The sequence below is a fragment of the Enterococcus raffinosus genome, from assembly GCF_018917525.1.
GTDB lineage: Bacteria > Bacillota > Bacilli > Lactobacillales > Enterococcaceae > Enterococcus_A > Enterococcus_A raffinosus_A.
The window spans coordinates 1-12,095 of sequence record NZ_JAHLOS010000017.1; the positions used below are offsets into that span (position 1 = coordinate 1).

General features: G+C 37.8%; 13 protein-coding genes and 1 pseudogene. 2 read left to right on the forward strand and 12 right to left on the reverse strand.

From position 1 onward, the window contains the following. Positions 1–130: 130 nt before the first annotated feature. Both KQI58_RS23290 and KQI58_RS22730 read left to right on the forward strand, forming a co-directional pair. Positions 131–193 (forward strand): annotated as a pseudogene (locus KQI58_RS23290) (hypothetical protein); the annotation flags it as partial. 42 nt (positions 194–235) lie between these two features. Then, a complete protein-coding gene (locus KQI58_RS22730) occupies positions 236–397 on the forward strand; it encodes a hypothetical protein (RefSeq protein WP_253295918.1) in 162 nt (53 codons plus the stop codon). A gap of 38 nt (positions 398–435) precedes the next feature. On the opposite strand, the gene KQI58_RS11815 is transcribed toward KQI58_RS22730, so the two are convergent. The 12 genes from KQI58_RS11815 to rpmH all read right to left on the reverse strand — a co-directional run bounded on the left by KQI58_RS11815 (position 436) and on the right by rpmH (position 11,503). Further along, a complete protein-coding gene (locus KQI58_RS11815; protein WP_216409301.1) occupies positions 436–1,140 on the reverse strand; it encodes a DUF1129 domain-containing protein in 705 nt (234 codons plus the stop codon). 14 nt (positions 1,141–1,154) lie between these two features. Beyond that, positions 1,155–2,255, reverse strand: coding sequence for a redox-regulated ATPase YchF (ychF, locus tag KQI58_RS11820; protein ID WP_216409302.1), 1,101 nt, complete (start codon positions 2,253–2,255; stop codon positions 1,155–1,157). 29 nt (positions 2,256–2,284) lie between these two features. Continuing rightward, on the reverse strand, positions 2,285–2,482 hold the full coding sequence (locus KQI58_RS11825) for a DUF951 domain-containing protein (protein WP_216409303.1): 198 nt from the start codon (positions 2,480–2,482) through the stop codon (positions 2,285–2,287). A gap of 36 nt (positions 2,483–2,518) precedes the next feature. Then, on the reverse strand, positions 2,519–3,409 hold the full coding sequence (locus KQI58_RS11830) for a ParB/RepB/Spo0J family partition protein (protein WP_216409304.1): 891 nt from the start codon (positions 3,407–3,409) through the stop codon (positions 2,519–2,521). Continuing rightward, entirely contained in the window at positions 3,396–4,163 is a 768-nt protein-coding gene (locus KQI58_RS11835; RefSeq protein ID WP_216409305.1) for a ParA family protein, read from the reverse strand. Before KQI58_RS11835 ends, KQI58_RS11830 begins: the two co-directional genes overlap by 14 nt. A gap of 71 nt (positions 4,164–4,234) precedes the next feature. Then, a complete protein-coding gene (rsmG, locus tag KQI58_RS11840; protein WP_216409306.1) occupies positions 4,235–4,948 on the reverse strand; it encodes a 16S rRNA (guanine(527)-N(7))-methyltransferase RsmG in 714 nt (237 codons plus the stop codon). 742 nt (positions 4,949–5,690) lie between these two features. Beyond that, positions 5,691–7,592 (reverse strand): tRNA uridine-5-carboxymethylaminomethyl(34) synthesis enzyme MnmG, encoded by a 1,902-nt coding sequence (mnmG, locus tag KQI58_RS11845; RefSeq protein ID WP_216409307.1) that lies wholly within the window; start codon positions 7,590–7,592, stop codon positions 5,691–5,693. Between the two features lie 15 nt (positions 7,593–7,607). Next, the gene (mnmE, locus tag KQI58_RS11850) at positions 7,608–9,005 is read right to left on the reverse strand and encodes a tRNA uridine-5-carboxymethylaminomethyl(34) synthesis GTPase MnmE (protein WP_216409308.1); all 1,398 of its coding nucleotides are present in this window, start codon (positions 9,003–9,005) and stop codon (positions 7,608–7,610) included. Positions 9,006–9,258: 253 nt separating this feature from the next. Then, positions 9,259–10,020 carry an RNA-binding cell elongation regulator Jag/EloR gene (gene jag, locus KQI58_RS11855; protein ID WP_216409309.1) on the reverse strand — a complete coding sequence of 254 codons (762 nt, stop codon included), beginning with the start codon at positions 10,018–10,020 and terminating at the stop codon, positions 9,259–9,261. A 36-nt stretch (positions 10,021–10,056) separates the two neighbouring features. Next, a complete protein-coding gene (locus tag KQI58_RS11860; protein ID WP_216409310.1) occupies positions 10,057–10,878 on the reverse strand; it encodes a YidC/Oxa1 family membrane protein insertase in 822 nt (273 codons plus the stop codon). Positions 10,879–10,895: 17 nt separating this feature from the next. Further along, positions 10,896–11,231 (reverse strand): ribonuclease P protein component, encoded by a 336-nt coding sequence (gene rnpA, locus KQI58_RS11865; RefSeq protein WP_048721468.1) that lies wholly within the window; start codon positions 11,229–11,231, stop codon positions 10,896–10,898. Between the two features lie 137 nt (positions 11,232–11,368). Continuing rightward, entirely contained in the window at positions 11,369–11,503 is a 135-nt protein-coding gene (rpmH, locus tag KQI58_RS11870; protein ID WP_006703104.1) for a 50S ribosomal protein L34, read from the reverse strand. Between the last annotated feature and the right edge of the window lie 592 nt (positions 11,504–12,095).

A 12,095-nucleotide genomic window follows, 5' to 3' on the forward strand; every position in this document is an offset into this window, starting at 1 on the left:
AACACTTTCGTCGTGTCGCTACACGGTATGACAAATTGGCAAAGTCGTTTTTATCATTTGTTTATGTGGCTGCTATCTTCAAACTGACTCAGTAACGAGTTTTCAGACACGTCCTAGTAAAAATCATCAACTGATTAAAGAAAAAAATATTTTCAATGTTCAAAAAGATTGGTTAGTTTTAAGTACTGAACAAGCAAAAAAACTAGCGAAATTAGTTCAAGACAACAAAGCCACTATGCAATCTGAGGCAAAAACGTTCGTTCAAAATAAAGTTAAAGCAGCGATGATGCAAAATCCTACCATGGATCAAGCAGCACAACAGAAAATTATTCAACAAGCTACTGCTGTTTATCAGCAACAAGAAATGGCAAAGCTAGTCGATGAGGTGACAAAATAAAAAGAAGCAAAGTTCCTAGGAACTTTGCTTCTTTTTTGCTATCTTCTTGGTGCTGTTGCTAGACTACTAATAATGCCGAAACGTTTTTTCAAGTAATAGCGTAATGCTAACGCTAACCCCGATAGTACAATCATAACCATTGGATCAAGGATTGGATTTAACGTTGGAGGCAACAATGCTGCCCCGTTAAAGACTAAGAACCAGACGATTGTAACTGAGGCCAACATAAGAATCGTCTTCCATGTCTTTGGTTTTTTCGATTTATCTGCTCCAGGTTGCTCGAACTGATAAACAAATAAATACATCATATAGAATACTAAACCACCGACAGCAGAAGCCACGATTAACGTTGTTAAACCGTAAGTAACGGTTTGTGTTCCACGTGAAACAAACAATCCCATGATCCCTGCAACAACCCCTAATAGGCCAAATAACAATAGGAAATTATCAAGCCACATCAGTGATGCGGTAGTCGATTTTTTCTGTTCAGCTGGTTTGTTAACAATTGCATCCAGACGCTCTGAAACTGTTCCAAATAATTGACGTGCAGTTTTCCCAGTTTTTTGTTCCTCGACTAAAGTTGGCAGCATCTCATTTAAAGCTACAATAGTTTGTTCATCTGTTAAGTTCGCTGCTTTTAAAGCCTTTTTTAAGTCAAAAATGTATTGTTCGTTACGTTTAGTCAACTTTGCTTCAAGTTGATTGTTTTCTGCTTGCAACGTTTGTAACTTTTCTGGTTCCATTGTTTCTTTCCTCCCTAAACGTTGAAACGGAACAACATGACATCGCCGTCTTGTACAACATAATCTTTTCCTTCTAATCGAACACGTCCAGCTTCTTTCGCCGCATGCATACTGCCATACTTATCTAAATCATCAAAAGACACTGTTTCAGCACGAATAAAACCACGTTCGAAGTCAGTATGAATGATACCTGCTGCTTGAGGAGCTTTGGTGCCTTTTCGGAACGTCCATGCACGAACCTCCTGCTCACCTGCAGTGAAGTACGTTGCTAACCCTAATAAGTCATAAGCCGTTCGGATCAGTTGATCTAATCCAGACTCCTCAATTCCCATTGCTTCTAAGAACTCCACTTTGTCTTCATCATCCAACTCAGCAATTTCTTCCTCCGCTTCAGCACAAACAACGATTACCTCTGAATGTTCACTAGCAGCGAAATTCCGCACGGTTTGCACGTATTCATTACTGTCAGGCTCAGCAACAGTATCTTCATCAACATTTGCTACATAAAGTACTGGTTTACTTGTTAATAAAAATAGTCCTTTAACAATTTTTTGCTCTTCTTCAGTAAATTCAATTGTTCGAGCAGATTGTCCTTCTTCTAAAATGGGCTTTAATTTATCTAGGACTGCTAACTCTGCCACCGCATTTTTTTCTTTCGTTTTAGCTACTTTTGCCACACGTGCATAACGTTTGTTTACAGAATCCAAATCAGCTAAAACTAATTCTAAATTGATTGTCTCAATATCTTCTAATGGATCTACTCGCCCTTCAACGTGCGTAATATTTTCATTATCAAAACAACGAACTACGTGACAAATAGCATCTACCTGACGAATATGGCTTAGGAATTGGTTTCCCAATCCTTCACCTTTACTAGCGCCTTTCACAATTCCAGCGATGTCTGTAAATTCAAATGTTGTTGGAACAGTTTTCTTCGGATGAACTAATTCTGTTAAACGTTCCAAGCGCCAATCAGGCACTTCTACCATTCCTACATTTGGATCAATTGTTGCGAAAGGATAATTAGCAGCTTCCGCCCCTGCTTTCGTAATTGCATTAAATAAGGTAGATTTACCAACGTTTGGCAATCCTACGATTCCGGCTGTTAAGGCCATGTTCTACTTCACTCTTTCTCTACTAAGAATTATTTCTGAGTTGTATCAGCTTTCTTCTCAAGGATTTTTTTCATTTTCTTCTCAAAATCGCGTCTTGTCATCATGACGATATGACCACAATTGACACACCTAATTTTAATATCCGCACCCATACGAATGATTTCCCAGCGATTTGTCTGGCAAGCATGCGGTTTTTTCATCTCAACGATATCACCTAAATCATACATCTGGCAAACCTCCCATTTCGTATTCATATATATTGTCTAAGATTCATCAAAATGGATATTCAAAATATCTAAGATACGCGTCAAATCTGATGGCGATAGATACTCAATCGAAATTTTACCTTTACCATCCTTCTCAACGATTTCAACGCCCGTCCCAAATTTATCCATCAAACGATCTTCGCTTTCTCTTAAATAGTAAGGCTTTTCCTTGGTTAAACGAGGACCTTTTTTCTTATCTTTCGCTTTTCCTTCGTTATATTCAGTAACAATCTGTTCTAATTGACGCACTGTCAGATTCTCTTTTACTGCGCGATTCGCTAGTTTCAAGATCTGATCTTTTTTCTTTAATCCTAGCAAGGTCCGAGCTTGTCCCATTGATAAACGTTCATCCTGTACCATTTCTTTTACCAGTTTAGGTAAGGTCAACAAACGCAAATAATTGGCGATATACGGGCGGCTTTTCCCTAATCGGTTAGCTACATCCGCTTGCGTCAATTTTAAATTTTTCATCAGCATTTCATAAGCTTCGGCTTCTTCCAATGGATTCAAATCTTCTCGTTGTAAGTTTTCCAATACGGCGATCTGCATCATTGCTTCTTCATCAAACTCACGAATAATTGCAGGAATTGTTTCTTTACCTGCCAACTTTGAAGCGCGAAAACGACGTTCACCAGCAATCAGTTCGTAACCTTTTACGGCTGATTTTCTCACAATAATCGGTTGGAAGACACCAGATTGCTCAATTGAATTGGCTAACTCTTGCAAAGACGTTTCGTCAAATGATTTTCGCGGTTGATAAGGGTTGGGACGTAAATCACTCAAAGGTATCTCAATTACTTGGTCGTTCTTTATATCGACTTCTTCAATCTCAGAAAGATCTTGAAATAAAGCATCGATTCCTCGACCTAATCCTTTATTTTTGCTCACGAACTAACACTTCCTTTGCTAGAGCTTGATAAACTTCAGCACCTTTTGAGCGTGGATCATAATCAATGATCGGTTTGCCATGGCTAGGTGCCTCAGATAAACGGACATTTCTCGGAATAATTGTATCGTAGACTTTCTCTTGGAAATAACGACGAACCTCTTCGACCACTTCCGCACCAAGATTTGTTCGAGCATCATACATTGTCAATAGTACTCCTTCAATCTCTAATCCAGGATTGAAATGTTTTTGAACTAAACGAACCGTGTTCAACAATTGACTTAACCCTTCTAACGCATAATATTCGCATTGAACTGGGATCAAAATCGCATCACTTGCTGTAAAAGCATTAATTGTTAAATGCCCTAATGAGGGTGGACAATCTACTAAAATAAAGTCGTATTCATCACTTACTTCTGCTAAAGCGCTTTTTAAGCGTGATTCACGAGCCATCATAGAAGTTAATTCGATCTCTGCTCCAGCTAATTGCAAAGTTGCAGGAACAATTGATAGATTTTCTCGCGGTGTCTTAATGATCGTCTCTTTAATGGAAACCTCATTGACTAAAACGTCATAAATATCTTGTTTTACATCAGGTTTGCGCACACCTAAACCACTTGTAGCATTCCCTTGTGCATCACTGTCAATCAATAAAACTTTCTTACCGTCTTGAGCTAAGCACGCACCCAAATTGACAGTCGTAGTTGTTTTTCCGACTCCGCCTTTTTGGTTTGCAACAGATATGATCCGTGCCATCTAATTTCCTCCTAGTTCATATTAAAGAATTTATTTTCCATAAGAAAATAAGCTATGTTTATCCATTAAAACTACTTTAATGGCTGTTTGTTTGGTTGGCCTGGTTTACGTGGATATTTTTTCGGTGTTTCTTTCTTTTTCTGCACTATAATAATGTGGCGCGTATCACCATTGGGTAATGAAACATCTTCGGCTTGGATCAGTTTACCGCCTAATAGAGCAATCGCCGGTTTTGCTTCTACCAATTCCTCTTCACTCTTCGCTGCCTTTAAAGCAAAAAAGTAGCCATTCTTTTTAACTAATGGCAAGCATAATTCTGTCAAAATATTCAGACGTGCCACTGCCCGTGCAGTCACAAAGTCAAACGTTTCTCGAAACTCGAAATTTTGTCCAAAAGACTCCGCCCTATCATGATAAAGATGCACACCGTCTAATTGTAAAGCCTCTACCAACGTTGTCAAAAATGTGATTCGCTTATTCAAGGAATCCACGATGGTAATCTCTAACTCCGGAAAAACAATTTTTAATGGTAAACTAGGAAAACCAGCACCTGAACCAACATCGCATAACTTTCCTTTCGCAACGAACGTTTCAGAAAAAGCTAGTGTAATAGAATCATAAAAATGTTTTAAGTAGACTTCTTCATGTTCAGTAATCGCAGTGAGATTCATCTTTTGGTTCCATTCAACTAATAAGTGAAAATAGGTCGCAAACTGATCCATCTGCTTTTCAGATAGTTCGATTCCCAGCTTACCTAATTCCGCTTGAAATTCTTCTGGTGTCATAAGAAATCCTTTCATTTTCGTGAAACAGGAAAATGTTTCACAGACTATCCTCTACTTTAACGCATTATTGCTTTACATGCAATGGTTTACGTATGTTTCACACAGAGATTAAGAAAGCTTTATCCTCCTTTTTCATTAGCTTTTAGTTTGTTGGCATTGGCCTTTTTTAGTTTGATTTTTTTATTTCCTCTTCACTAAATTCTAGATCATTGGAGTCTATATGATGACTATTTTTTTGAAAAAACTAGTCAGTTGAAATGACTAACTATCAGCAACATTTGGTTCTTCAACTCATCTTCTAAAATTTAAAAATTGCCCATCGAATAAAATTCCGTAAAACAGTCGAAAATATGTGTTTTCTATCACAATGACGATTTTTAGAAAACGCTTAGCTTGATAAATATCGAGCAATCTTTTTTAGAAAAATTTTTTAACTTCTAATTGTTATTTACGGCAGATTTACCTATTAATTTCAAAAAATGGTCTGAGTGTTTCACATGGAACACCAAAATAACTTGAAATGATTTTTATCAGAAGAAAAGGATATTTGTTTTTTTAGAATAAGAATTATTTATGAGAGAGCTTTTTAAGTATATCTGGCCTATTACAGACTAAACGGTTTTTGTAGGATTATAAAAGAAAAAAAGTAAGATAGATTTTATTTAACCGATTAACTTCAACTTACAAAAATAAGCCAGACCATACATATTATGGTCTTGACCTATTTTTGTAAGCTATCCTATTAAACCGTTTTGTTACCAACCTTCGCAATCTTCCCTTGTTCCACGTATACCATTAGGATACTGATATCAGCAGGGTTTACGCCACTAATCCGGCTGGCCTGAGCGATCGTTTCAGGTTGAATTTTTTGTAATTTTTGTTTTGCTTCTGTCGCTAATCCGTTGATTGCTTCATAATCAATTCGTTCTGGAATACGTTTAGCTTCCATCCGTTTCAACTTTTCGACTTTTTCCATTGCTTTTTTAATATAGCCTTCATACTTAATCTGGATCTCAACTTGTTCCACTTCTTTTTCTGTCAATTCATCATTTGCTGGAATAAATTGCAACAATTCTTGGTAGGTAATTTCTGGGCGTTTCAAGAAATCACTCGCTAAAACACCATCTTTCAATTCTGCGCTGTTTTTAGCTCTCAGAAAGCTCTGAACATTATCATGAGGTTTTATGCGAATTGATTGTAAACGAGCTATCTCTGCTTCGATATGCGCTTTTTTAACTAGGTATGCTTGATAGTTTGCTTCTTCTACTAAACCGATCCTGTATCCAATTTCTGTTAAACGTAAATCAGCATTATCATGTCGTAAAATCAAACGATATTCTGCTCGTGAAGTCAATAAACGATAAGGTTCATTAGTTCCTTTAGTCACCAAATCATCAATCATAACACCAATATATCCATCACTACGTTTCATGATAAATGGTTCTTTTCCCTGAATCTTCAAGGCCGCATTAATTCCGGCCATTAAGCCTTGACCAGCAGCTTCTTCATATCCGCTAGTTCCATTGGTTTGTCCAGCAGTATAAAGATTTTCGATCACTTTCGTCTCTAAGGTTGGGCGTAATTGGTGAGGAGCTACCATGTCATATTCGATGGCATAACCTGTCCGCATCATTTCTGCATTTTCTAACCCTTCAATCGAATGTAAAACGTCATTCTGGACATCTTCTGGTAGTGAAGTTGATAATCCTTGGACATATACTTCTTCTGTATTACGTCCTTCTGGTTCTAAGAATAGTTGATGACGTTCTTTGTCTGCGAAGCGTACAATCTTATCCTCAATTGATGGACAATAACGAGCCCCAACTCCGTCCACGATGCCTGTAAACATCGGTGCACGATGCAAGTTATTTTGAATGATCTCATGACTTTTTGGATTCGTATAGGTCAACCAGCAAGGAATTTGTTCCGTTAAATACTGACTATCTGGCGTTTGATAACTAAAGTGATTAGGTTTTTCATCGCCAGGTTGAATCTCTGTTTTTTTGTAATCGATCGAACCAGATTTCACTCGCGGCGGTGTTCCTGTTTTAAAACGATGGATTTCTAATCCTAATTCTTGTAAATGATCAGCTAATTTGATTGATGGCTGGGAGTTATTGGGACCAGAAGAATATTTTAATTCGCCGATAATAATCTCTCCGCGCAAAGCCGTCCCTGCTGTAATAATTACAGCCTTCGCTGAATAAACTGCGCCTGTTGAAGTCACAACACCTTTGCAAATATCCTCTTCAACAACTAAACGATCAACAACTCCCTGCTTCAAAGTTAATTTTTCTTCTTTTTCGATCGTGTGTTTCATTTCTTCTGCATATGCATGCTTGTCCGCTTGAGCACGCAATGCACGTACTGCTGGACCTTTCCCTGTATTTAACATCCGCATTTGGATATATGTCTTGTCTATGTTACGTCCCATCTCACCACCAAGTGCATCGATTTCTCGTACGACCACTCCTTTAGCCGGTCCACCAATAGATGGATTACATGGCATGAACGCTACCATATCTAAATTGATTGTTATCAACAAGGTTTTTTGCCCCATGCGTGCTGTTGCTAAAGCCGCTTCAGAACCCGCATGCCCTGCACCAACAACAATCACATCATAATTTCCTGCTTGATATTCCATATAGTTGCTCCTTCACTATTTTCCTAAACAAAATTGACTGAATAATTGCGTGATTAATTCGTCTTGCACGCTATCTCCAACGATTTCACCTAAATAATCCCAACAGCGCGTCATATCAATTTGAACAAGATCCACAGGCATACCTGCCATAATACCATTTTGAACCTCACTTAATGATTGTCCCGCCTTCTCTAGCAATGCAATATGACGAGTGTTTGATACATAAGTAGCATCCTTTTCGCCAGTTTGACCTCCAAAAAAGAGTTTGGCGATAGCTTCTTCCAATTGATCCAATCCAGCCTTTTCTAAAACGGAGATTGAAAATACTTCATCCTCACTCAGATATGTAGCAATATCCGTTGCTGATAGATGGCTTGGCAAATCGGTTTTATTCAATAAAATAATGCGTTTTAATCCTTGTGTTGCCTCCAATAGTTCTCTATCTTCCGCAGTTAGGGCTTCGCTTTGATTTAGGACTAACAAAATCAAATCTGCCTCTCCTAATGTTTTACGGCTGCGTTCTACTCCAATGCGTTCTACCACGTCATCGGTTTCACGAATTCCTGCTGTATCAATCAGTTTCAATGGAACCCCACGAACATTCACATACTCTTCGATGACATCACGTGTAGTTCCAGCAATTTCTGTTACGATTGCTTTTTCTTCATGTAATAAATAATTGAGCAGGCTTGATTTTCCCACATTTGGACGACCAATAATTGCTGTACTTAAGCCTTCGCGTAAGATTTTTCCTTGCTTAGCATTTAACAATAATGCATCAATCTGTTGACCTACCTGTTTAGCTTTTTCTAGTAATAATTGAGTCGTCAATTCCTCAACATCATCATATTCTGGATAATCAATATTCACTTCGACTTGCGCGAGTGTTTCTAAAATTTCCTGACGTAATTGCCGAATTAAATGAGACAAATTTCCATCTAACTGATTGATCGCAACACTCATCGCTCGATCCGTTTTTGCGCGAATCAGATCCATAACAGCCTCTGCTTGTGATAAATCAACACGTCCATTCAAGAATGCTCGTTTAGTAAATTCACCTGGCTCAGCTAAACGTGCGCCAGAGCGCAAAATCAATTGTAACAATTGATTTACTACCACAATACCGCCGTGACAGTTAATTTCCACTATGTCTTCACGCGTAAAGGTCTTCGGTGCACGCATCACGCTCACCATGACTTCATCAACTATCTGTTGGTCTTCTGGATCGATGATATGTCCATAATGGATTGTATGTGACGGAACTTCTAACAAACTTTTTTTCCCACTGCGATAAACACTATCTGCGATTGCTACTGCTTGATCGCCGCTCAATCGCACGATACTGATCGCGCCTTCACCTGGCGGAGTTGAAATCGCTGCAATCGTATCAAATTCTAAGGTGATCTCTGCCACTTGTTTTCCTCCTATTAATTAAGAACATAAAAAAAGTGCCTACTCCACCCCTTGAAAAGGAGTAGATTGAGCACTTTGACTGCTTTTTCTACAAAATTCTGGTGTTAGATTAGCATAGATCTTTCAACAATTCAAGTTTTCTTACCAAAATACCTGCTTTTTCAAATTTTGTTTAAGAACTTCCATAACTAAAATAGATAACAAAAAAGTGCGGAGCAGGTCAACTGCTCCGCACTTTTCATTTTAAACAGAATTAGAAATATTTTTTCGCTGGTTCAACCACCAGATAACGATAAGGATCTTCACCTTCAGAATGGGTTTTGATGTACTCATCTTTACTCAACGCTGAATGAATCATTTTTCGTTCAAAAGCAGGCATTGGTTCTAAAAATACTGGACGACCTGTTTCCTTAACCTTTTCAGCGGTTCGCTGAGCTAAGCGAGTTAAAACTTCTTCGCGTTTTTGACGATAATTTCCGACATTTACAACGACTGATAATTTTTCTTTCGCTACGCGGTGCAGAAAGACTTGAGCTAAATACTGTAGAGCATTCAAAATCTTACCGTGTTTACCAATCAGCATCCCTTGCTTGCTAGTTTCTAGATTCATGACAATCAAACCACTTGTTTCATGTTGAATCTTAACCAACGCTGGTACTCCCATGTCATTCGTAATATTCGTTAAGTAAAGTGCCAATTCTTTGACAGCCTCGTCCTCATCTAGTTCAACTAATTGACCGGTCGTGTCTGCTGTTTTTACAGGCTCCTGTACTTCTTCCATTATTGACTCAACAGGCTGTTCTTCTGTTGATTCTTTCACCGGTTCGGAAGTAACAGCAGTTTCAGCAACAATAACTGGCTCGATTGATACACGAGCATCTTTTTTTCCCATTCCTAGGAAACCTTTTTTCGCATCTGCTAAAATTTCAATATCGACGGCTTCTTTCTTCAACCCTAAAGCGTGCAATCCTTTTGAAATTGCTTCATCGATCGTTGGACCTTCATAAACAGGCATTTTCTAAACCTCCTTATTTGTAGTTTTTTATCATGCTTATTTTTTTCGTTTTTTCTTCGGATGCTTGGCTTTTTGAAGCGCACGTTCTCTTTCACGAATTTGACGAGCAGCTTCTTCTCTTTCGCGACGAATCTTGAAAGGATTATTAATTAATAGTGTTTGAACTACTTGGAAAGCATTCGAAATTACCCAGTACAATGACAAACCACTTGCCAAATTTAATGCCATAACAAAGATCATCACTGGCATCGCAAAATTCATGATTTTCAATGAAGCATTGGATTCTAGCTGGCTCATACTAGATAGATAACTGCTTGCAAAAGTAAAGATGGCTGCAAGTATCGGTAAAATAAAGTATGGGTCGGATTGACTTAAGTTCAACCATAGAAAATGCCCAGATCGCAACTCAGGAATCCGTAAAATCGCTTGATACAAAGCCATCATTACTGGCATTTGAACTAACAGTGGTAAACAACCTGCGTAAGGGCTCACATTATTTTCTGCATAAAGTTTTTTCGTTTCCTCTTGCAGTTTCTGTTGTGTCTCTTGGTCACGAGTATTGTATTTTTGTTGGAGTGCTTTGATTTTAGGCTGTAATTCCTGCGTTTTACGCATACTTTTTGTTTGGAAATGCATAAGCGGCATCAAAATGATCCGAATAATGATCGTAAATAAAATGATCCCGATTCCGACATTGCCAAATGATAGTCCCTTAATCGCTTGCCCGAAATAATAGACGACATAACGATCCCACACGCCGCTGCTGCTTGCACTAACTTCTCCAGTACCACAGGCGGATAACAAGAAGACGAGACTCAGTAATCCTGTCATTAATAGTATTTTTTTATAGTTCTTCACTTACATCTGTTTCCTTCCTAACTTAATATTTTTGCTAATTTTAAGACATGTATAAGATTCGAACGCATTTCATCATGAGGCAGATCTTTCGTAGCTGGGCGTGCAATCACGATAAAGTCTATAGGTGGTAATTCAGTTTTCAATTCTTGCAGAACTGCTCGAATTTGACGTTTTACTTGATTTCGTGCTACAGCATTCCCAACTTTTTTACCGACTGACAAGCCTACTCGAAAATGTTTTTGACCAGAAGGTTCTAGACGGTAAACTACGAATTTTCGATTCGCAAAAGAAGCACCTTCTTCAAACACTTTTTGAAACTCTCGTTCTTTTTTGACCCGATATTTTTTCTGCATCTAGTTTCCTTCGTTTCTTTTAAATCTATACCTGACAATAATACCATACTTCAAATTAAGGAATCATCTTTATTTATCAGAAAAATTCCTTAAGAATCGCATTTTGGGTACAAAAAAAACCACTGACCGGCAGTGGCTTAAGCAGCAAGTACTTTTCTTCCTTTACGACGACGGCTTGCTAATACGCGACGGCCGTTTTTAGTGCTCATGCGTTTACGGAATCCATGAACTTTTTGACGTTTACGTTTATTGGGTTGATAAGTTCTTTTCATTAAAATACACCTCCATAGCTAACTTTACATAGACATACCCGAATATTATAACGACTCATCCCCTACTTTGTCAATCACGAAATGAAAAAGGCTGTTGAAATTCGGATATTTCCATGCTTCCTCCTGTATTTTTTTAACGATAATTTGGAAAATCGTTCTCTCATTTTTTGAAAAATCGTGTTTATCTGAAAAACTATTTGATAACCTCAAAGAAAATTTTATCCACAAAATCTGGGGATAAAATGCTAGTAATTGTGCAAAACATTTATCCACAAAAAAATTTGCATAGAATTTTCAAACGCCTTTTCCCCAAGATTTTATCTTTTTGATAACTTGTCCACAAGGTGGATAACTTATGTGAACAAGTTCGTTCGTTCTTTGTCTCTCGTGCCCTTTAATTTTTTATTTTTGTGCATTGTTCAGTGGAAAAAGAGAATTATCCACAATTTACAATCTAGTTGTGCATATTTTTTTACATATTCGTGGATAGTACTTTTGTATTTTTATACATTCTGTGGAAAAAGAGAATTATCGTCCTATTTTGTTTCTGGTTGTGGAAAACTTTTTAAAAAAATGATAAAGTATGTCTATC

What these genes read in the sequence shown, in the direction of transcription:
- KQI58_RS22730 (WP_253295918.1), top strand. Translation starts at nt 236, where the DNA reads ATGCAATCTGAGGCAAAAACGTTCGTTCAAAATAAAGTTAAAGCAGCG.
- KQI58_RS11815 (WP_216409301.1), bottom strand. Translation starts at nt 1,140, where the DNA reads ATGGAACCAGAAAAGTTACAAACGTTGCAAGCAGAAAACAATCAACTT.
- ychF (WP_216409302.1), bottom strand. Translation starts at nt 2,255, where the DNA reads ATGGCCTTAACAGCCGGAATCGTAGGATTGCCAAACGTTGGTAAATCT.
- KQI58_RS11825 (WP_216409303.1), bottom strand. Translation starts at nt 2,482, where the DNA reads ATGTATGATTTAGGTGATATCGTTGAGATGAAAAAACCGCATGCTTGC.
- KQI58_RS11835 (WP_216409305.1), bottom strand. Translation starts at nt 4,163, where the DNA reads ATGGCACGGATCATATCTGTTGCAAACCAAAAAGGCGGAGTCGGAAAA.
- rsmG (WP_216409306.1), bottom strand. Translation starts at nt 4,948, where the DNA reads ATGACACCAGAAGAATTTCAAGCGGAATTAGGTAAGCTGGGAATCGAA.
- mnmG (WP_216409307.1), bottom strand. Translation starts at nt 7,592, where the DNA reads ATGGAATATCAAGCAGGAAATTATGATGTGATTGTTGTTGGTGCAGGG.
- jag (WP_216409309.1), bottom strand. Translation starts at nt 10,020, where the DNA reads ATGCCTGTTTATGAAGGTCCAACGATCGATGAAGCAATTTCAAAAGGA.
- rnpA (WP_048721468.1), bottom strand. Translation starts at nt 11,231, where the DNA reads ATGCAGAAAAAATATCGGGTCAAAAAAGAACGAGAGTTTCAAAAAGTG.
- rpmH (WP_006703104.1), bottom strand. Translation starts at nt 11,503, where the DNA reads ATGAAAAGAACTTATCAACCCAATAAACGTAAACGTCAAAAAGTTCAT.